Genomic DNA, 19,891 nt, shown 5'->3' with positions numbered 1-19,891 from the left:
CGGCTCCAGCGGCCAAGCCGGCCGGGGACGAAGCGCTGAAGAAGGCCAAGATCGAGGCCGCAATGCTCAAGGCCCAGCTGCGCAAGCTGGAGAAGCTGGAAAGCCCAACAGCCAAGCAACAGGCCGAGCTGGAACAGGCCCGCCAGCAACTGGCCGCCGCCGAGCAGGCCCTGGAGGCCCTGCAAAGCGCAGCGCCGGCTCCAGCGGCCAAGCCGGCCGGGGACGAAGCGCTGAAGAAGGCCAAGATCGACTTGGCGATGAAACGCGCCGAACTGAAGAAGGCGGAACAGGCCGCTGCCGGGGACGCCGAGCTGGCGCCCCTGCGCGCCGCCCTCGCCGCCGCCGAACAGGCCCTGCATGCCGCCGAGGAGGCCTCGAACAAGCCGCCCCCCGAGCTGGTGCGTACCGACAAGGGCCCGGTGGATGAAGCCTTGCGTGCCCTGAAGACCGAACTCGCTTTCGCCCGCGCCGACCTGCGCAAGCTGGAGCGCGATGAGCAGGCTGCCGGCGAGGCGCTGAACAGCGCACGCGCGCGCCTGGCCGCCGCCGAACAAGCCCTGGCCGCCCATCGAGGCTGACCCCCGGAGACCGCATGGCCCTGCCCCGCATCACCTCGCCCCACGCCACAGGCAGCAACCGCACCCAGCGCGTCATGCTGCTGGTGGCCGCCGCCTGCGCGCCCGGCGCCCTGGCCCTGACCTGGCTGTTCGGCATCGGCACCCTGGTCAACCTGGTCTGGGCCAGCGTCGTCGCCCTGGCCGTGGAGGCGGCGATCCTGGCCGCGCGTAAGCGTCCGATCGCCTTCTTCCTCAAGGATGGCAGTGCCCTGGTCACCGCCGTGCTGCTGGCCCTGGCCCTGCCGCCCTATGCGCCCTGGTGGCTGACCCTGGTCGCGGTCGGCTTCGCCATCGTGTTCGGCAAGCAGCTGTATGGCGGCCTCGGTCAGAACCCATTCAACCCGGCGATGATCGGCTACGTGGTGGTGCTGATTTCCTTCCCGATCGACATGACCAGCTGGCCCAAGCCGCACACGGTGGGCGCCTGGGATGGCATCCAGCAGATCTTCGGTCTCGCCGCCCTGCCCGACGGCTGGAGCCAGGCCACCGCCCTGGACAGCCTGAAGGTCAACAAGAGCCTGACCATGGACGAGCTGTGGGCGCAGAACCCGGCCTTCGGCGAGTTCGGCGGCAAGGCGGTGGAATGGGTCAATCTGGCCTTCCTGCTCGGCGGCCTGTTCCTGATCTACAAGAAGGTGATCAGCTGGCACGCGCCGCTGGGCATGCTCGGCGCGCTGTTCGTCATCAGCCTGCTGTGCTGGAACGGTTCCGGCTCGGACTCCAACGGCTCGCCGCTGTTCCACCTGCTAACTGGCGCGACCATGCTCGGCGCCTTCTTCATCGTCACCGACCCGGTGTCCGGCGCCACCAGCAACCTGGGGCGGATCCTCTTCGGCGCAGGCACAGGCGTGCTGGTCTACATCATCCGCACCTGGGGCGGCTACCCGGACGGCGTGGCCTTCGCCGTGCTGCTGATGAACCTGTGCGCCCCGACCATCGACTACTACACCCGCCCGCGCACCTACGGCCATCGCAAGCCGGAGCGCGGCTTCAAGCTGGGGGAATGACATGGCCCTGCCGGAAATTTCCCGCTCGATGCTGAAGAACAGCCTGGTACTCGGCCTGTTCGCCGTGGTCACGGTCGGCGTGGTGGCGATCACCCAGCAAGGCACCGCCGGGCGCATCGCCACCGCCGAACGCGAAGCCAAGGCCCAGGCGCTGGCGCAGATCCTGCCCGCCGGCAGCTATGACAACCACCTGCTGGACCACCCGCGCCTGGTGTTCGACCCGCTGCTCGGCAACAAGACGCCGACTCCCGCCTACCTGGCCACCCTGCAGGGCGAGCCGACGGCGGTGATCCTCCAGGCCACCGCGCCGGACGGCTACAGCGGCAGCATCTTCCTCCTGGTCGGTATCCTCGCCGACGGCCGCCTGGCCGGTGTACGGGTGGTCGGGCACAAGGAAACCCCGGGCCTGGGCGACAAGATCGAGCTGGCCAAGAGCCCGTGGATCAACGGCTTCGTCGGCCAATCGCTGCGGGCACCGGACGCAGACGGCTGGGCGGTGAAGAAGGACGGCGGCCAGTTCGACCAGTTCGCCGGCGCCACCATCACCCCACGGGCGGTGGTCAAGGCGGTGCACAAGACGCTGCAATACTTCGACAAGCACCGGGACGAACTGCTGGCACCCGTGTCCAGCCAGGGCGGGGAAAACGACAATGGCTAGCTACCGCGAAATCGCCGTCAACGGCCTGTGGAAGAACAACCCGGGCCTGGTCCAGCTGCTCGGCCTGTGCCCCCTGCTGGGAGTGAGCAACTCGGTGGTCAACGCCCTCGGCATGGGCCTGGCCACCGCCCTGGTGCTGGCCTGCTCGAACGCCGCCGTGGCGCTGATCCGCGGCGCGGTGACCGACGCCGTGCGCCTGCCGGTGTTCGTCATGATCATCGCCGCGCTGACCACCTGCATCGAGCTGCTGATGCAGGCCTTCACCTACGAGCTGTACCAGATCCTCGGCATCTTCATCCCGCTGATCACCACCAACTGCATCATCCTCGGCCGCGCCGAGGCCTTCGCGGCGAAGAACAGCGTCGGCCATGCCGCCTTCGATGGCCTGATGATGGGCACCGGCTTCGGCCTGGTGCTGCTGGCCATCGGCGCGGTGCGCGAACTGCTCGGCACCGGCGCGCTGCTGGCCAACATGCAGCTGCTGTTCGGCCCGATTGCCGCGAACTGGCAGCTGGTGCTGTTTCCCGACTACCAGGGCTTCCTGCTGGCCATCCTGCCGCCGGGGGCGTTCCTCGTCCTCGGCCTGCTGATCGCCCTGAAGAACCGCATCGACGCGCTGGTCGCCGAGCGCGCCAAGGCCGTCCAGCCGGAAACCGCACCAGCCGCCAGCCGCCGCGTGCGGGTCACCGGGGTGATCGAGTGAACGCCGCCAAACGCTATGAGATCTTCCGCCGCCTGCACGAAGACAACCCCGAGCCGAAGACCGAACTGGCCTACAGCACGCCCTTCGAGCTGCTGATCGCGGTGATCCTCTCCGCCCAGGCCACCGACGTCGGGGTGAACAAGGCCACGGCCAAGCTGTACCCGGTGGCCAACACCCCGGAAGCCATCTACGCCCTGGGCTATGACGGCCTGTGCGAGTACATCAAGACCATCGGCCTGTACCCGAGCAAGGCGAAGAACGTCATCGAGACCTGCCGCCTCCTGGTGGAGAAGCACAACAGCCAGGTGCCGGACAACCGCGCAGACCTCGAAGCCCTGCCCGGCGTCGGCCGCAAGACCGCCAACGTGGTGCTCAACACCGCCTTCCGCCAGCTGACCATGGCGGTGGATACGCACATCTTCCGCGTCAGCAACCGCACCGGCATCGCCCCCGGCAAGACCGTGCTGGAAGTGGAGAAGAAGCTGCTCAAGTTCGTGCCCAGCGAATTCCTCCTCGATTCGCACCACTGGCTGATCCTCCACGGCCGCTACGTGTGCCAGGCGCGCAAGCCGCGCTGTGGCAGCTGCCGCATCGAGGACCTGTGCGAATACAAGGCGAAGACCTCCGACGATTGAGCGCTTATTGACTGAGTCAATGCGTCGATTGAAAAAATCTTTTTTACCCTCCCCCGCTTTGCCGCTATAAGGTCGCCAACATCGCCCCGTAAGTTGGAGTGAACCTGATGAGCACTGACAAAGAAGAACTCGTACTCGACGAAGACTTTGTCGCCGAAGACGCCGAAGAAACCACCGAGCGTCCGGTCGTGGAAGTCGCCAAGACCAACCTGGCCAAACGGCGGGTGATCGACAACTACCTGGAAGAGCGGCGCCTGCAGAAACAGCTCGGCGACTACGACTTCGACCTCTGAAGGTCGCACAAGAAAAAGCCCCGCAAGTGCGGGGCTTTTTTGTTGCGCGCAGCGAAGCCCAACAATGGGCATGCGCCGCAGAGCTTCGTCGCCTTACTCCTCAACCCAACCTACAACCTCTTACGGCTACGGCCGGACGGCAGCCCAACGAGTCAGTCCTTGCGGCTCGGCGACAGCAGCTCGATCTTGTAGCCGTCCGGGTCCTCGACGAACGCCAGGATGCTGCTGCCGTGCTTCATCGGCCCCGGCTCGCGGGTGATCTTGCCGCCGCGCGCGCGGATGTCCTCGCAGGCCTTGTACACATCGGCCACTTCCAGGGCGATATGCCCGTAGCCGGTGCCCAGCTCGTAGCTGTCCACACCCCAGTTGTAGGTCAGCTCGATCACGCTGTTGTGTGCCTCTTCGCCGTAACCGACGAACGCCAGGGTGAACTGGCCGTCCGGGTAGTCCTTGCGGCGCAGCAGGGTCATGCCCAGTACTTCGGTGTAGAAGGCGATGGACTTGTCCAGGTCGCCGACGCGCAGCATGGTATGCAGCAGTCTCATCAGATTTTCCTCTTCTCGAAAAGCAGAACCCCGGCTCGTGGCCGGGGTTCGTCTGGCACAAGGCGTTCAGCTTATCAGAACAGCTTGCGGCCCTTGTTCGCCGCGATACGCATGCGCAGGGCGTTGAGCTTGATGAAGCCGGCCGCGTCGGCCTGGTTGTACGCACCGCCGTCTTCCTCGAAGGTGGCGATGTTGGCGTCGAACAGCGAATCGTCGGACTTGCGGCCGGTGACGATGACGTTGCCCTTGTACAGCTTCAGGCGCACCACGCCGTTCACGTTGCTCTGCGAGGCGTCGATCATCTGCTGCAGCATCAGGCGCTCCGGGCTCCACCAGTAGCCGGTGTAGATCAGGCTGGCGTACTTGGGCATCAGCTCGTCTTTCAGGTGGGCCACTTCGCGGTCCAGGGTGATCGACTCGATGGCGCGGTGAGCGCGCAGCATGATGGTGCCGCCGGGGGTCTCGTAGCAGCCGCGGGACTTCATGCCGACATAGCGGTTCTCGACGATGTCCAGGCGGCCGATGCCGTTGGCGCCGCCGATGCGGTTCAGTTCGGTCAGCACCTGGGCCGGGGTCATTTCCTTGCCGTCGATGGCGACGATGTCGCCCTTGCGGTAGGTCAGCTCGATGTAGGTCGGGGCGTCGGGAGCCTTCTCCGGGGAGACGGTCCACTTCCACATGTCTTCTTCGTGCTCGGTCCAGGTGTCTTCCAGCACGCCGCCCTCATAGGAGATGTGCAGCAGGTTGGCGTCCATGGAGTACGGCGACTTCTTCTTGCCGTGGCGCTCGATCGGGATGGCATGCTTCTCGGCGTAGTCCATCAGCTTCTCGCGCGACAGCAGGTCCCACTCGCGCCACGGGGCGATGACCTTCACGCCCGGCTTCAGCGCATAGGCGCCCAGTTCGAAACGCACCTGGTCGTTGCCCTTGCCGGTGGCGCCGTGGGAGATGGCGTCGGCGCCGGTCTCGTTGGCGATCTCGATCAGGCGCTTGGCGATCAGCGGACGGGCGATGGAGGTACCCAACAGGTACTCGCCTTCGTAGACGGTGTTGGCGCGGAACATCGGGTAGACGAAGTCGCGGACGAATTCTTCGCGCAGGTCGTCGATGTAGATTTCCTTGACGCCCATGGCCTGAGCCTTGGCGCGGGCCGGCTCGACTTCTTCGCCCTGGCCGAGGTCAGCGGTGAAGGTCACCACTTCGCATTCATAGGTGTCCTGCAGCCACTTGAGGATTACCGAGGTGTCCAGGCCACCGGAATAAGCCAGAACTACCTTCTTTACGTCCGCCATGCCAATCAACTCCACGGGGTTGTACGGAAAACCCGTGATTCTACCGGCCGCGCCGGGCGATTTACAGGGGCGCGACAGGCGCTGGCGACAAAGCGACAATTTTATTTGTCAGCGCGACTTCAACTCGTGGCCGCGGGATCGGCTGGCGGCGTGGGCGCCGCCGGGGCTGGAGCGGTCTCTTCGGCCGGTTCGGCCAGCGGCTCGCGGGACAGGGTCAGGGTGACCCGGCGGTTCTTCGCCCGGTTGCTTTCGCCCTTGTTCGGCACCAGCGGGTAGCGCTCGCCGTGGAAGCGTACGACGATCTGCTCGGCCGGCACGCCGCTGGCCTTGAGGTACTCCTCCACGGCGATCGCCCGGCGCCGCGACAGGTCGCGATTGCCCAGGCGGTTGCCGCTGTTGTCGGAGTGACCATCGAGTTCGATGCGGTTGACGCTCGGATCGGCCTTGAGGAAGGCCAGGATGATGTCCAGCTTGGCCCGGCCCACGTCATCCAGCACCACGCCGCTGGGAAAGCCGATCTGCGCCTTGCGGATCTGGTCGAAGTTGACCGGCAGCAGCCCGGCCGTGCATTTCAGGTAATCGTTATAGGCCTGGGCGAACTTGATCGGCAGCAGGCGCACATCGAGGCTGTCGCCCCCCACGCTCGTGCGGTGTCTTACCAATGGGCTGCGCCCTTCGAGCAGGCCGGTGAGCAGGCGTGCGGCCTGTTCCTGGGAACTGTTGAAGGGCACTTCGCCGGCCACCACGGTGACCGGGCCGAGGTTGATATCGCCGCGCCCCGGTTGCCAGGGCGCCGCCGCCGCCAGCAGGGTCGCCGACCCCGCGCCCAGCCAGCGCTCGCGAGCCTTGAGGCGGAAAGTCGCCTGCTCGCCGGCACGGCGAACGAACTCGCCACTGCCGAAATCCGCCACCGGCTGCGCCAGGCGACACTCGAACTGGTCGCCCTCGACCTTCCATTCGACCTTTTCCATGCGGGTCTGGAAGCTGATAGCCGCGACCTGTGTACTCAGGCACAGGCCGACGAACAAGCTGGACAGGGCGAAATAGGGTTGGCGCACGACAGGCTCCACGGGGAGTAACGGCATTCTCCTGGGGTATCGGTCGCGGTCGGCAAAACTTGATAGCCCGTGCCGGCAAAGGCCAATTCCGGTAGCATGCGAGCACGTTTTACCCGCCTGGAACTCTCCATGTCAGACCGCATTACCCTGCTGCGCCCAGACGACTGGCACATCCACCTGCGCGACGGCGCCGTGCTGCCGCATACCGTGGCCGACGTCGCACGCACCTTCGCCCGCGCCATCATCATGCCCAACCTGGTCCCGCCGGTGCGCACCGCCGCCGAGGCCGACGGCTACCGCCAGCGCATCCTCGCCGCGCGCCCGGCCGGCAGCCAGTTCCAGCCGCTGATGGTGCTGTACCTCACCGACAACACCTCGGCCGAGGATGTGCGCACGGCCAAGGCCAGCGGCTTCGTCCATGCCGCCAAGCTCTACCCGGCCGGGGCCACCACCAACTCCGATTCCGGCGTGACCAGCATCGACAAGATCTTCCCGGCGCTGGAAGCCATGGCCGAAGTCGGCCTGCCGCTGCTGGTGCATGGCGAAGTGACCCGTGCCGAGGTCGACGTGTTCGACCGCGAGAAACGCTTCATCGACGAACAGCTGACCCGCGTGGTCGAGCGTTTTCCCAGCCTGAAGGTGGTATTCGAGCACATCACCACCAGCGACGCGGTGCAGTTCGTCAACGCGGCCACCAGCAACGTCGGCGCCACCATCACCGCCCACCACCTGCTGTACAACCGCAACCACATGCTGGTCGGCGGCATTCGCCCGCACTTCTATTGCCTGCCGATCCTCAAGCGCAACACCCACCAGGAAGCCCTGCTGGATGCCGCCACCAGCGGCAGCGCCAAGTTTTTCCTCGGCACCGACTCGGCGCCGCACGCCAAGCACGCCAAGGAAGCCGCCTGCGGCTGCGCCGGCTGCTACACCGCCTATGCCGCCATCGAGCTGTATGCCGAGGCCTTCGAGCAGCGCAACGCGCTGGACAAGCTGGAAGCCTTCGCCAGCCACTTCGGCCCCGACTTCTACAACCTGCCGCGCAACACCGACCGCATCACCCTGGTGCGCGAAGAGTGGACCGCCCCGGCCAGCCTGCCGCTGGGCGAGCAGACCGTAATCCCCCTGCGCGCCGGTGAGAACCTGCGCTGGCGCCTGCTGGAGAATCCCGCGTGAGCGAAGAACATTTCGACGACGAACTCGACGGCAGCCTGCCCTCAGGCCCGCGCCACCCGATGGCCGCGCGCTTTCGCGGCTACCTGCCGGTGGTGGTGGATGTCGAGACCGGCGGTTTCAACTGCGCCACCGATGCGCTGCTGGAGATCGCCGCGACCACCATCGCCATGGACGAGGGCGGTTTCGTCTACCCCGACCACACCCACTTCTTCCGCATCGAGCCGTTCGCCGGCGCCAACATCGAGCAGGCGGCCCTGGAGTTCACCGGAATCAAGCTGGATCACCCGCTGCGCATGGCGGTCAGCGAAGCGCACGCACTCGGGGAAATCTTCAAGGGCCTGCGCAAGTCGATCAAGGCCAATGGCTGCAAGCGCGCCATCCTGGTCGGCCACAACAGCAGCTTCGACCTCGGCTTCCTGAATGCCGCCGTGGCTCGCTGCGACATCAAGCGCAACCCCTTCCACCCCTTCTCCAGCTTCGACACCGCCACCCTGGCCGGCCTCGCCTACGGCCAGACCGTACTGGCCAAGGCCTGCCAGACCGCCGGCATCGCCTTCGACGGCAAGGAAGCGCACTCCGCGCGCTACGACACGGAGAAGACCGCCGAGCTGTTCTGCGGCATCGTCAACCGCTGGAAGGAAATGGGCGGCTGGGACGAGTTCGACCACTGAGTCGCAGCGCATCACCAACAACCCGGCCCAGGCCGGGTTTTTTATGCCCAGCCCCCGGGGCATCGCCCGTCAGAGCAGAGACGGGAAATTCTCACACCAAGTTTTGACAAGCATTCTCATTAACATTAGTATCCCTGGCCATTAGCAACTCACTTTCCAGCCGAGCCCGCCCATGTACGTTTGCCTCTGCCAAGGTGTTACTGACGGCCAAATCCGCGATGCCATCTACGAGGGCTGCTGCAGCTATCGTGACGTACGCGAAAGCCTCGGCGTTGCCACCCAGTGCGGTAAATGCGCATGCATGGCCAAGCAGCTGGTGCGCGACACCCTCGGCGAGCTGCAGAGCAGCCAGGCCGGCCTGGCCTACCCGGCCAGCTTCGTCGCGGCCTGAAAGCCGACCCAGATCAACAAAAGGGATGCTCAGGCATCCCTTTTCGTTGCCCCACTTGCAGGCCAAACCCCCCAGCCAGTAGCTTTGCCCCGTGGGGGCGCGGTGTTGCGCCGTCACTTTCGACCATTGGAGTTGCACCATGAAACACTGGATTCTGGCCCTGTTCTGCACCCTGGGTCTTGCTGGCTGTTCCAGCGAATACATCATCACCACCACCGACGGGCAGCTGCTCACCAGCGATGGCAAGCCGGAACTGGACCGCGACACCGGCATGCTCGAGTTCGAGGACAGTGAAGGCCGCAAGCAGCAAATCCCACAGGCCAATGTGAAGCAGATGATGGAACGCTAACAGCCTGTTCACTGCCGCTGACTTATTTGCAAAACCCCGCTGCGGCGGGGTTTTGTTTTTCTGCAGCGCAACTGCTGGCATATCGCTTGCTAGAGCAGAAGCTGCAGAACTCTCTCCAACGGCGGAGTCAGTTCATAGACAATGGCGTCGTTCCCGGCTATCCCTAGCGCGATAGCTGGGGCGGCGCCTTTTTTGTTCAACGGCGGAACAAAGCACATGACCAACAGCAGCACCACTCGCAGCGACAATCTGGCCTGGGTCGCAGGCTCCGACGCACCGGAAAAGAGCGTCCTGGATCTCGGCTTCATGGCCCTGACCGACTCCGCCTCGCTGATCGTCGCGGCCACCCAGGGTTTCGCCCAGCCCTACGGCCTGACCCTCAACCTGCAGCGCCAGGCCTCCTGGGCCACCCTGCGCGACAAGCTGCTGGCCGGCGAGCTGGACGCCGCCCAGGCGCTGTACGGCCAGGTCTACGGCATTCACCTGGGCCTCAGTGGCCCGGCCACCGACATGGCCATCCTCATGGGTCTGAGCCAGAACGGCCAGGCCATCAACCTGTCCGAGCCGCTCAAGCTGGCCGGCGTGACCAGCGCCGAAGCACTGGCCAACCGCGTGCGCCAAAGCGGTGCAAAACTGACCTTCGCCCAGACCTTCCCCACCGGCACCCACGCCATGTGGCTGAACTACTGGCTGGCCGCCCAGGGCATCCACCCGCTGGAAGACGTCAACAGCGTGGTGGTGCCGCCCTCGCAGATGGTCGCCCACCTCAAGGCCGCGCGCATCGACGGTTTCTGCGCCGGCGGCCCCTGGGGGGCGCTGGCGGTCGAGGAGCACCAGGGCTTCACCCTGGCCACCAGCCAGATGATCTGGGCCGACCACCCGGAGAAGGTCCTCGGCGTCACCCGCGAGTTCGTCGAGCAGTACCCCAACACCGCCCGCGCCCTGACCATGGCCGTGCTGGAGGCCAGCCGCTTCATCGACGAGAATGAAGAGAACAAGCGCAGCACCGCCCAGCTGATCAGCGGCAGCGAGTATGTCGATGCCCCGCTGTCGACCATCGAGCCGCGCTTCCTCGGCCAGTACGAAGACGGCCTCGGCCACGCCTGGCTGGACGCCCACCCGCTGCGCTTCTTCGCCGATGGCCAGGTGACCATGCCCTGGCTGTCCGACGGCATGTGGTTCATGACCCAGTTCCGCCGCTGGGGGCTGCTCAAGGACGACCCGGACTACCTGGCCATCGCCCGGCAGATCCACCAGCTCGAGCTGTACCGGCAGGCCGCCGAAGCCTTGGGCATCAGCGTGCCGGATACGCCCATGCGCAGCTCCACCCTGCTCGACGGCAGCCGGTGGGACGGCAGCGACCCGGCCGGCTATGCCCGCAGCTTTGCCATTCACGCACGCAGCGGCACCGCCGCCGCCATCGCCCTGTAACACTGCGAGACGAACGCCAACATGCTACGAATTCTGCTGATCAACGACACCCCGAAGAAGGTCGGACGCCTGAAGAGCGCCCTGATCGAGGCGGGCTTCGAGGTCATCGACGAGTCGGGGCTGACCATCGACTTGCCCGAACGCGTCGAGGCCGTGCGCCCCGACGTGATCCTGATCGATACCGAGTCGCCGGGCCGCGACGTGATGGAACAGGTGGTGCTGGTGACCCGCGACCAGCCGCGGCCGATCGTCATGTTTACCGACGAACACGACCCCAGCGTGATGCGCCAGGCCATCCAGTCCGGGGTCAGCGCCTACATCGTCGAGGGCATCCACGCCCAGCGCCTGCAGCCGATCCTCGATGTGGCCATGGCCCGCTTCGAGAGCGACCAGGCCATGCGTGCCCAGCTGCAGGCCCGCGACGAGCAGCTGGCCGAGCGCAAGCGCATCGAGCTGGCCAAGGGCCTGCTGATGAAGATGAAGAGCTGCAACGAGGAAGAGGCCTACACCCTGATGCGCCGCCAGGCCATGAGCCGCCAGCAGAAGCTGATCCAGGTGGCGGAGCAGATCATCGCCATGCACGACATGCTGGGTAACTGACTCAAGCAGCGGCGCCCGGCCCACGGGTGCCACAACTGTACCGGTAAACCTTGCACTGTTACCCCATCCGTACCGTGTCAGTCTTCAACTGTACGACTCACTTCCTGTAACTGTGTATCTGCGCCAACAGGCCCTGATTGGCTAAGGTGACGGCATTAGCGCCCACCACCGAGATCGCCATGCCTACCACCCACGAAGAATGCCAGCTACTGGCCGACGCGGATCGCCGCGCCCTCGACTATTACGATGGCATCGACAGCCGTCCGGTCTTCCCCTCGCCCGCCGCCATCGCCGCCCTGCAGGCTTTCGAGCAGCCCTTACCCGAACAGGGCCTGAATGATCAGGAGGTGCTGCGCCAGCTGGACGAAATCGGCTCACCGGCCACCGTGGCCAGCAACGGCCCGCGCTACTTTGGCTTCGTCATCGGCGCCACCCTGCCCGCTGCCGCCGCAGCGGAACGCATGGTGCTGGCCTGGGACCAGTGCGCCTCCTCCTTCGACAATGCCCCGGTCGCCGATGTGCTGGAGCGCACCGCCGGACGCTGGGTGCTGGAAGCCCTCGACCTGCCCCGCAGCAGCGCCGTCGGTTTCGGCACCAGTGCCACCGCCTGCACCCTGGCCAGCCTGTCGGCCGCGCGCCGCGCTCTACTGGCGAGCAAGGGCTGGGACTTTGATGGCGATGGCCTGATCGGCGCACCGGAAGTGCGCGTGGTGGTCTCCGCCACCTGCCACATCACGGTGAAGAAGGCCCTGCGCATCCTCGGCTTCGGCATGAACCGGCTGATCGTCGCGCCCACCGATGCCCAGGGCCGCATCGACCCGGCGCAGCTGCCGGCGCTGGATGACCTGAGTATCCTCTGCCTGCAGGCCGGCGAGGTGAACACCGGCGAATTCGACCCCTTCGCCGAGCTGATCCCCACAGCCAAGGCCGTCGGCGCCTGGGTGCATGTGGACGGCGCCTTCGGCCTGTGGGCCCGCGCCTCTTCTTCTGCACAGCTGGCCGCTGGCGTGGAGCTGGCCGACAGCTGGACCTGCGACGGCCACAAATGGCTGAACACCCCCTACGACGGCGCCATGGCCATCTGCCGCGATGCCGACGCCCTGGCCACGGCGATGAACAGCGACGCCGCCTATGCCAGCGCGAGCAAGGACGCGCAGAAGAACCTGACCCTGGAGTTCTCCCGTCGCGCCCGCGGCGTGGCGATCTGGGCAGCCTTGGCCAGCCTCGGCCGCGACGGCCTGCGCGCACTGATCGACCGGCATATCCGCCAGGCCGGCCAGCTGGCCGAGCGCCTGCGCGAGGGTGGCTACCCCGTGCTCAACCGCGTGGTGCTAAACCAGGTGCTGGTGCGCGGCGACAGCGATGCGCAGACCGTGGCCATCCGCGAGGCGGCGCAGGCCAGCGGCGAGGTCTGGTTCGGCCCGACCATCTGGCAGGGCCGCCCGGCCTTTCGTCTCAGCGTCTCGTCGTGGCGCACCACGGATGCCGATATCGAGCTGCTGGCCGACCTGCTGCTACGCCTGAAGCGGCAGATTCCGCTGTGAACACCAGCGTTGCTGCGGGGCTCGACAAAGTCCCGCCGCAGCGCTTATCTTCGCCGCCTGGCCAGCGCACTGGCCAACGTCGCTCGGACGGTTCCGGGCGCTTACGTCTTCGAGGAAAGCATGGCTGAACAAGCTAAGCGCCGTTTTGCGCGCATCGATCGTCTCCCCCCCTACGTTTTCAACATCACCGCCGAACTGAAGATGGCCGCCCGCCGCCGTGGCGAGGACATCATCGACTTCAGCATGGGCAACCCGGATGGCGCCACGCCGCCGCATATCGTCGAGAAACTGGTGCAGGTCGCCCAGCGCGACGACACCCACGGCTATTCCACGTCCCGCGGCATCCCGCGCCTGCGCCGCGCCATCTCGCGCTGGTACCAGGAACGCTACGCCGTCGAGATCGACCCGGAAAGCGAAGCCATCGTCACCATCGGCTCCAAGGAAGGCCTGGCGCACCTGATGCTGGCCACCCTGGATCATGGCGACACCGTGCTGGTGCCCAACCCCAGCTACCCGATCCACATCTACGGCGCGGTGATCGCCGGCGCCCAGGTGCGCTCGGTGCCGCTGGTGCCCGGTGTGGACTTCTTCGCCGAGCTGGAACGGGCGATTCGCGAGTCGATCCCCAAGCCGAAGATGATGATCCTCGGCTTCCCCTCCAACCCCACCGCGCAGTGCGTGGAGCTGGACTTCTTCGAGCGCGTGGTGGCCCTGGCCAAGCAGTACGACGTGCTGGTGATCCACGACCTGGCCTACGCCGACATCGTCTACGACGGCTGGAAGGCGCCGTCGATCATGCAGGTGGAAGGCGCCAAGGACATCGCCGTGGAGTTCTTCACCCTGTCCAAGAGCTACAACATGGCCGGCTGGCGCATCGGCTTCATGGTCGGCAACCCGGAACTGGTCAGCGCCCTGGCGCGGATCAAGAGCTACCACGACTACGGCACCTTCACTCCGTTGCAGGTGGCGGCCATCGCCGCCCTGGAAGGCGACCAGCAGTGCGTGCGCGATATCGCCGAACAGTACCGCCAGCGCCGCAACATGCTGGTCAAGGGCCTGCATGAAGCCGGCTGGATGGTGGAGAACCCCAAGGCCTCGATGTACATCTGGGCCAAGATCCCCGAACCCTATGCCCATCTCGGCTCGCTGGAGTTCGCCAAGAAGCTGCTGCTGGAAGCCAAGGTCTGCGTCTCGCCGGGCATCGGCTTCGGCGACTACGGCGACGACCATGTGCGCTTCGCCCTGATCGAGAACCAGGACCGCACCCGCCAGGCCATCCGCGGAATCAAGGCGATGTTCCGCGCCGATGGGCTGCTCCAGGCACCGGCCGCCAAGCCGCGCAACAAGGGCGAAAGTTGAGGCAGAAGCCTGTAGCGCTCGCGTAGGCTGCGCTGCGCGCACCAGAGTCCTGTACAGGCTGGTTGGTGCGCACGGCGCCCCCTACGGCAAGCATGAGCAACAAGACCCCGGCAGCGCAGTCTGCCGGGGTCTTGTTGTTTCAGCTGGAGTAATCCAGCGCGGTCCAGGCGCGGCTGAGGCCGTTGCCGATCACGCAATCGGGACGTGCCAGTTGCTCATTGCCGCTGGGCGCCAGGCGGGTGATCTCGCCGAACTCGTCGCGCTCGGTAAGCCACTGCAGCTTGCCGCAGTTGGCCGTCTCGATCACATAGCTGGCGGCGATGCTGGAATGCTGGCCGGGCAGCTTGACCACATCCAGTACCCGCCCCGACTCCTCGACCCGCTTGCCATCGGAAACCAGCACCGCCCAGGCTGCGCCATCCTCGATCACCAGGTAGGCGCCGTTGGCCTTGGGCTGCTCCAGTTGTGGCTGGGCGCAGCCGGCCAGCAGGGCCAATAGCAGAAGTGTCATCAGCTTGTGGTGCATATGGGCGGCTCCTCTTCTCGGTGAATCCCCTGCGGGGCAGGCGGAGGTAACTGATCGGTAGTGCGTGAGCTCACTATTATCGAATACTGTTTATTTGTACAGTATTTTTCGATTAGGCTATTTCTACCCACACAACGCGCACCCACCCCGATGCGCCCCAGAGGATTCCTACCATGCAGGACGTACTGCAGTTGAAGAAAAAAGTGAACCAGATGCCGCTGGAGAGCATCCGCGCCATGGTCGAGGAGTTGCACCTGGAAGGCCTGGTCACTGGCAGCAAGACCCCGTTCAAGCGGGTGCACTTCAATACCTGCTTCGCCGAAATCGAAGCCCTGCTGCAGCGCGCCGGCTATCACCGCCAGCTGGACGTGGTCGGCTACCAGGGCCAGGCCTATGCCCTGTTCGACCCGGTGCGCTGGGAGGCAGTGGAAGTCTTGCGCTGGCTGCGCGATTACGTCGAGGCACTCGAAGCCCAGCCGCTGGCGACCCTGCGCAGCTAGCGCGCACACCGAACCAAAAGCGCACACGGCAATGCCCCGCAGCACCGCCGTGACTCGCAAATCACCCAGCCGGAGCATCTGCCGGGGCAGCATTCAGCGCTTTGCGCACACTCGCAACACACCGCTAACCAGTTGATTCAATTGCACTATCTCGACACCTGCAGAGCCTTTCAAAGCCCTCGGCGGGCTCGCCGTACCTGCGCCAGATCAAAACTGGCAAGCCCCTTGCAATACCTCCCATAGATTCCTGCGCAGCACACCAACGGCGGTGGGCCGCGGATCACGGACAACGGCGTCCGCCAGAGCACCCTCCCCCATCGGGTTCCTCTGGCGTACGCCGTTTTTTTTGCCCATGAAAAAGGAAAACTCCATGAGTGATCGTGATTCCAAAGACCCGGTTAACAACAGCCGCCGCAATTTCCTCAAGCATTCCATCGCCGTCGCCGGCACCGTCGGCGGGGTGGCCGCCCTCGGTCTGTCCGCCCCGGGCTTCCTGCGCAGCGCGGCCTATGCCGCTGGCTCCGACGCGCCGGAAAAGGCCGTGCTGAATATCGGCTTCATCCCGCTGACCGACTGCGCCTCGGTGGTGGTCGCCGCCACCCAGGGCTTCGCCGCCAAGTACGGCCTGACCATCAACCCGAGCAAGGAAGCCTCCTGGGCCGGCGTGCGCGACAAGCTGAATACCGGCGAACTGGATGCCTCCCACGTGCTGTACGGCATGATGTATGGCTCGCAGTTGGGCGTCGCCGGGCCGCAGAAGGACATGGCCGTGCTCATGGGGCTGAACCAGAACGGCCAGGCCATCACCCTGTCCAAGCAGCTCAAGGAAGCCGGCGTCACCACCGGCGAACAACTGGCCGCGCACATCAAGAAAGGCGGCAACCCGCTGACCTTCGCCCAGACCTTCCCCACCGGCACCCACGCCATGTGGCTGTACTACTGGCTGGCCAACTATGGCATCAACCCGTTCACCGACGTGAAAACCATCACCGTGCCGCCACCGCAGATGGTTGCCAACATGCGCGTCGGCAACATGGACGGTTTCTGCGTCGGCGAGCCCTGGGGCGCGCGTGCGGTGTTCGACAAGATTGGTTTCACCGCCACCACCACCCAGCAGATCTGGGCCGACCACCCGGAGAAGGTGCTGGGCTGCTCCCGCGAGTTCGTCGAGCAGAACCCCAACACCGCCCGTGCGCTGGTCATGGCCATCCTCGACGCCAGCCGCTTCATCGATGCCTCCGACGCGAACAAGAAGGCCACCGCCAAGCTCATCTCCGGCAAGGCCTACGTCAACGCGCCGGCCGAAGTCATCGAACAGCGCTTCCTCGGCAACTACGAGGACGGTCTGGGCAACAGCTGGCAGGACAAGAACCCGATGGCCTTCTGCAAAGACGGCAGCGTGAACTTCCCCTACCACTCCGACGGCATGTGGTTCCTCACCCAGTTCAAGCGCTGGGGTCTGCTCAAGGACGACCCGGACTACGCCGCCGTGGCCGCGCAGATCAACCAGACCAAGCTCTACAGCGAGGCCGCCAGCGCCCTTGGGCTGAGCGTGCCGAGCAGTGTGATGCGCTCCAGCACCCTGATCGACGGCAAGGTGTGGGACGGCTCCAACCCGGCTGCCTACGCCAATTCCTTCGCGATTAAAGCCTGATTTTCGGAGGCACCTAGATGAACGCTCCAGTGAAAACACCACTGACAATGGCCACCCCGGTTGCCCCCAGCAGCACTCCGCGCCGGGCCCTGCTCGGCGCGGAGGCCCTCACCAACCTGATCAAGGCAGTCATTCCGCCGCTGCTCGGCATTGCCCTGTTCATCGGCGTCTGGGCCCTGATCGCCACCCGCAGCGAAGGTCTGCCGGGCCCCTTGTCGACCTGGTATTCGGCACTGGAGCTGTTCGCCGACCCGTTCTATGACAATGGCCCGAACGACATGGGCATCGGCTGGAATATCCTGCATTCCCTTGGCCGTGTCGGTCTGGGCTTCGGCCTGGCGGCGCTGATCGGCATTCCGCTCGGCTTCGCCATCGGCCGCTTCGCCTTCCTCGGCAACATGCTCTCGCCGATCATCAGCCTGCTGCGTCCGGTTTCGCCGCTGGCCTGGCTGCCGATCGGCCTGCTGGTGTTCGAGGCTGCCGGTCCGGCCTCGATCTGGGTGATCTTCATCAGCTCGATCTGGCCGATCATTCTCAACACGGCCGCCGGCGTCGCCAGCGTGCCACAGGACTACCTCAACGTGGCACGCGTGCTCAAGCTGTCGGAGTTCAAGGTGCTCACGCGCATCCTCTTCCCCGCCGTGCTGCCGCACCTGATGACCGGCATCCGCCTGGCCATCGGCGTGGCCTGGCTGGTGATAGTCGCCGCCGAGATGCTCACCGGCGGCACCGGTCTGGGCTTCTGGGTGTGGGACGAGTGGAACAACCTCAACGTCGAACACATCCTCATCGCCATCATCATCGTCGGCCTGGTCGGCCTGGCCCTGGAGCAGGCCCTGCTCCTGCTGGCCAAGCGCTTCGACTACGCCAGCTAAGGAGTTCGCCATGGACAAGTTCGTCGAGCTGACCCACGTCAGCAAACACTTCGATACCAAGAAAGGCCGTTTCCAGGCGCTCAGCGACGTCAACCTGAGCATCGCCAAGGGCGAGTTCGTCTCGCTGATCGGCCACTCCGGCTGCGGCAAATCCACCGTGCTCAACCTGATCGCCGGCCTGCTCGAGGCCAGCGAGGGCGGGCTGATCTGCAACGGCCGCGAGATCGACGGCCCCGGTCCGGAACGCGCCGTGGTGTTCCAGAACCACAGCCTGCTGCCCTGGATGACCTGCTTCGGCAACGTCCATCTGGCGGTGGAAAAGGTCTTCGCCGGCAAGGAAAGCAAGGCCCAGCTCAAGGAGCGCACCGCCGCCGCGCTGCACATGGTCGGCCTCGACCATGCCGCGCACAAGCACCCCAACGAGATCTCCGGCGGCATGAAACAGCGCGTCGGCATCGCCCGCGCCCTGGCCATGGAGCCCAAGGTGCTGCTGATGGACGAGCCGTTCGGCGCGCTGGACGCCCTGACCCGCGCCCACCTGCAGGACGAGCTGCTGCGCATCGTCGGCGAGACCCACAGCACCGTGGTGATGGTCACCCATGATGTCGACGAAGCCGTGCTGCTCTCGGATCGCATCGTCATGATGACCAACGGCCCGGCGGCGACCATCGGCGATATCGTCAAGGTCGAGCTGGAGCGACCGCGCAATCGCCTGGCCCTGGCCAACGACAGCCAGTACCACGCGTATCGCACGGCCGTGCTGGAGTTTCTCTACCAGCGCCAGCAGCGTCCCGCCGCCTAGCTCTGATTAGGATCTCCCGAGCTAGAGCGAGACAAGGCAAGAACAGCCGAAGAAGCGCAGTTTACGAATTGTAAATGAGCATGACTCGTTTCACTCGCCCTTCGGGTCGCGCGGAAGCGCGTTAGCCGCAAGCGGCTTGCTGAGGCTGTTCTTAACGCCGTATCGCCGACGCGTAGCAGATCCGATTTTTCCGGCCTGCCGGCCCCTCGAAAGCCCGATCTGGTATCGGGCTTTCTTTTACCTGCCATAACCCCAGGGAATCACCGCCATGAGCACTGACGCTTTTACATCGCCAACCCCTGCCCCTAATCTCGCCAGTGCCCCTAACAACAACGAGAAACACCCATGCCCTACAGCGTCTATATCGCCGCGATCCTGTCCCTGCTGCTGATCGGCCTGTCACTCAACATCTCGCGCCTGCGCATGCGTCACCAGATCGCCTTCGGCGACGGCGGCAAGACCGATCTGCTCAAGGCCGTGCGCGCCCATGGCAACAGCCTGGAACAGTCGGTGCTGTTCATCGTCCTGCTCTACCTGGGCGAAACCAGCGGGCAGATCAGTCCCGCGCTGACCGCCGCCCTCGGCTTCGCCTTCATCATGCTGCGCCTGCTCTACTGCACCGGCCTGTTCGCTCGCCTGCTCCTGCTGCGCCAGGCCAGTCATGGCCTGACCGTGCTGGTGCTGCTGGCCGTCAGCGTGCTCCTCCTGCTGCCGCAATGAGCAGCGACGAACAGAAAATCGCCCTGTACCGGCTGGTCAACGGCTTCACCGGCCCGCTGGCGCGCAGCGCCTGGCACTGGCGTACGCGCTGGCTGGCGCGCCTGCTGGCGCAGCTGATCTGGCGCAAGAACCGTGGCCAGGCGCAGCACGGCACCCTGGCCATCGCCGAGGAATGGCGGCGGCTGTTCGGCCTGCCGCAGTTCTGGCGCATCGAGCGCCTGGAAGACGATACCGCCTACTGCGAAATCCGCTTCCCCTGCTCGCTGGAAGGCAGCGGCGACGTGGCCGCCTGCCATCGCCTGATGGAGTACGACCGCGCCCTGTTGAAGAAGATCGGCGGGCAGCTGGTGGTGCTGCAATCGCGTGCCGACCCACAGGTTCGTGACGGCTGTCGGGTCGCCATTCGCCGGATCGAGGATCAGCGCCACGACCTGATCCCGGCGCGCCAGCTCGACTGATCCACCCCCGGCTTGCCCACTGCCGGC

The 19,891-nt window shown here is 65.5% G+C and carries 23 protein-coding genes and 1 pseudogene; 20 read left to right on the top strand and 4 right to left on the bottom strand.

Going from position 1 to position 19,891, the window contains the following annotated elements; genetic code table 11:
- The 6 genes and pseudogenes from F3I62_RS15145 to F3I62_RS15120 all read left to right on the top strand — a co-directional run.
- A pseudogene (locus F3I62_RS15145) lies at positions 1-578 on the top strand (electron transport complex subunit RsxC); the annotation flags it as partial.
- A gap of 14 nt (positions 579-592) precedes the next feature.
- Positions 593-1,624: an RnfABCDGE type electron transport complex subunit D gene (locus F3I62_RS15140; RefSeq protein WP_160490474.1), complete on the top strand. Its 1,032-nt coding sequence runs from the start codon at positions 593-595 to the stop codon at positions 1,622-1,624.
- 1 nt (position 1,625) lies between these two features.
- Positions 1,626-2,282, top strand: coding sequence for an electron transport complex subunit RsxG (gene rsxG / locus F3I62_RS15135; protein WP_160490473.1), 657 nt, complete (start codon positions 1,626-1,628; stop codon positions 2,280-2,282).
- Entirely contained in the window at positions 2,275-2,985 is a 711-nt protein-coding gene (locus F3I62_RS15130) for an electron transport complex subunit E (RefSeq protein WP_160490472.1), read from the top strand. The genes rsxG and F3I62_RS15130 overlap by 8 nt, the downstream gene beginning before the upstream one ends.
- On the top strand, positions 2,982-3,620 hold the full coding sequence (nth, locus tag F3I62_RS15125) for an endonuclease III (RefSeq protein WP_160490471.1): 639 nt from the start codon (positions 2,982-2,984) through the stop codon (positions 3,618-3,620). The genes F3I62_RS15130 and nth overlap by 4 nt, the downstream gene beginning before the upstream one ends.
- Before the next feature lie 107 nt (positions 3,621-3,727).
- Positions 3,728-3,913, top strand: a complete 186-nt coding sequence (locus tag F3I62_RS15120; protein ID WP_160490470.1) for a PA3496 family putative envelope integrity protein — start codon at positions 3,728-3,730, stop codon at positions 3,911-3,913.
- Between the two features lie 152 nt (positions 3,914-4,065).
- On the opposite strand, the gene gloA is transcribed toward F3I62_RS15120, so the two are convergent.
- The 3 genes from gloA to F3I62_RS15105 form a co-directional block, all read right to left on the bottom strand.
- Positions 4,066-4,458 (bottom strand): lactoylglutathione lyase, encoded by a 393-nt coding sequence (gloA, locus tag F3I62_RS15115; RefSeq protein ID WP_160490469.1) that lies wholly within the window; start codon positions 4,456-4,458, stop codon positions 4,066-4,068.
- 74 nt (positions 4,459-4,532) lie between these two features.
- Positions 4,533-5,750 carry an argininosuccinate synthase gene (locus F3I62_RS15110; protein WP_160490468.1) on the bottom strand — a complete coding sequence of 406 codons (1,218 nt, stop codon included), beginning with the start codon at positions 5,748-5,750 and terminating at the stop codon, positions 4,533-4,535.
- A 119-nt stretch (positions 5,751-5,869) separates the two neighbouring features.
- On the bottom strand, positions 5,870-6,787 hold the full coding sequence (locus F3I62_RS15105) for an OmpA family protein (protein ID WP_256667784.1): 918 nt from the start codon (positions 6,785-6,787) through the stop codon (positions 5,870-5,872).
- Between the two features lie 150 nt (positions 6,788-6,937).
- Here F3I62_RS15105 and pyrC point away from each other — a divergent pair, with 150 nt between their 5' ends.
- The 8 genes from pyrC (at position 6,938) to alaC (ending at position 14,329) form a co-directional block, all read left to right on the top strand.
- Positions 6,938-7,984: a dihydroorotase gene (gene pyrC / locus F3I62_RS15100; RefSeq protein ID WP_160490466.1), complete on the top strand. Its 1,047-nt coding sequence runs from the start codon at positions 6,938-6,940 to the stop codon at positions 7,982-7,984.
- Positions 7,981-8,655 carry a ribonuclease T gene (rnt, locus tag F3I62_RS15095; protein ID WP_160490465.1) on the top strand — a complete coding sequence of 225 codons (675 nt, stop codon included), beginning with the start codon at positions 7,981-7,983 and terminating at the stop codon, positions 8,653-8,655. The genes pyrC and rnt overlap by 4 nt, the downstream gene beginning before the upstream one ends.
- Positions 8,656-8,827: 172 nt before the next feature.
- The gene (locus tag F3I62_RS15090) at positions 8,828-9,046 is read left to right on the top strand and encodes a bacterioferritin-associated ferredoxin (protein WP_160490464.1); all 219 of its coding nucleotides are present in this window, start codon (positions 8,828-8,830) and stop codon (positions 9,044-9,046) included.
- A gap of 139 nt (positions 9,047-9,185) precedes the next feature.
- Complete coding sequence (locus F3I62_RS15085) at positions 9,186-9,395, top strand: YgdI/YgdR family lipoprotein (RefSeq protein WP_160490462.1); 210 nt, start codon at positions 9,186-9,188, stop codon at positions 9,393-9,395.
- A 216-nt stretch (positions 9,396-9,611) separates the two neighbouring features.
- On the top strand, positions 9,612-10,826 hold the full coding sequence (locus tag F3I62_RS15080; protein WP_160490461.1) for a CmpA/NrtA family ABC transporter substrate-binding protein: 1,215 nt from the start codon (positions 9,612-9,614) through the stop codon (positions 10,824-10,826).
- 21 nt (positions 10,827-10,847) lie between these two features.
- Entirely contained in the window at positions 10,848-11,426 is a 579-nt protein-coding gene (locus F3I62_RS15075) for an ANTAR domain-containing response regulator (protein WP_160490460.1), read from the top strand.
- A gap of 179 nt (positions 11,427-11,605) precedes the next feature.
- The gene (locus F3I62_RS15070) at positions 11,606-12,970 is read left to right on the top strand and encodes a pyridoxal-dependent decarboxylase (protein ID WP_160490459.1); all 1,365 of its coding nucleotides are present in this window, start codon (positions 11,606-11,608) and stop codon (positions 12,968-12,970) included.
- 120 nt (positions 12,971-13,090) lie between these two features.
- Positions 13,091-14,329, top strand: a complete 1,239-nt coding sequence (alaC, locus tag F3I62_RS15065; RefSeq protein WP_160490458.1) for an alanine transaminase — start codon at positions 13,091-13,093, stop codon at positions 14,327-14,329.
- Between the two features lie 139 nt (positions 14,330-14,468).
- Here alaC and F3I62_RS15060 read toward each other — a convergent pair whose 3' ends face one another.
- Positions 14,469-14,855, bottom strand: coding sequence for a hypothetical protein (locus F3I62_RS15060; protein ID WP_160490457.1), 387 nt, complete (start codon positions 14,853-14,855; stop codon positions 14,469-14,471).
- Between the two features lie 173 nt (positions 14,856-15,028).
- On the opposite strand from F3I62_RS15060, the gene F3I62_RS15055 reads away from it, so the two are divergent.
- The 6 genes from F3I62_RS15055 to F3I62_RS15030 all read left to right on the top strand — a co-directional run bounded on the left by F3I62_RS15055 (position 15,029) and on the right by F3I62_RS15030 (position 19,864).
- Positions 15,029-15,355 (top strand): transcriptional regulator, encoded by a 327-nt coding sequence (locus F3I62_RS15055; protein WP_160490455.1) that lies wholly within the window; start codon positions 15,029-15,031, stop codon positions 15,353-15,355.
- A gap of 370 nt (positions 15,356-15,725) precedes the next feature.
- Complete coding sequence (locus tag F3I62_RS15050) at positions 15,726-17,009, top strand: CmpA/NrtA family ABC transporter substrate-binding protein (RefSeq protein ID WP_160490453.1); 1,284 nt, start codon at positions 15,726-15,728, stop codon at positions 17,007-17,009.
- Positions 17,010-17,026: 17 nt separating this feature from the next.
- Complete coding sequence (gene ntrB / locus F3I62_RS15045; protein WP_160490452.1) at positions 17,027-17,884, top strand: nitrate ABC transporter permease; 858 nt, start codon at positions 17,027-17,029, stop codon at positions 17,882-17,884.
- Positions 17,885-17,894: 10 nt separating this feature from the next.
- Positions 17,895-18,686, top strand: a complete 792-nt coding sequence (locus F3I62_RS15040) for an ABC transporter ATP-binding protein (protein ID WP_160490451.1) — start codon at positions 17,895-17,897, stop codon at positions 18,684-18,686.
- A 345-nt stretch (positions 18,687-19,031) separates the two neighbouring features.
- Positions 19,032-19,406, top strand: coding sequence for an MAPEG family protein (locus F3I62_RS15035; protein ID WP_160490450.1), 375 nt, complete (start codon positions 19,032-19,034; stop codon positions 19,404-19,406).
- On the top strand, positions 19,403-19,864 hold the full coding sequence (locus tag F3I62_RS15030) for a hypothetical protein (protein ID WP_160490449.1): 462 nt from the start codon (positions 19,403-19,405) through the stop codon (positions 19,862-19,864). Before F3I62_RS15035 ends, F3I62_RS15030 begins: the two co-directional genes overlap by 4 nt.
- Positions 19,865-19,891 lie beyond the last annotated feature (27 nt).

This window comes from Pseudomonas sp. R-28-1W-6, from assembly GCF_009799925.1.
In the GTDB taxonomy this organism is placed as follows: Bacteria; Pseudomonadota; Gammaproteobacteria; order Pseudomonadales; family Pseudomonadaceae; genus Aquipseudomonas.
Note: the sequence above shows the minus strand (reverse complement) of the source record. Positions and strands in the feature narration are given on the sequence as shown.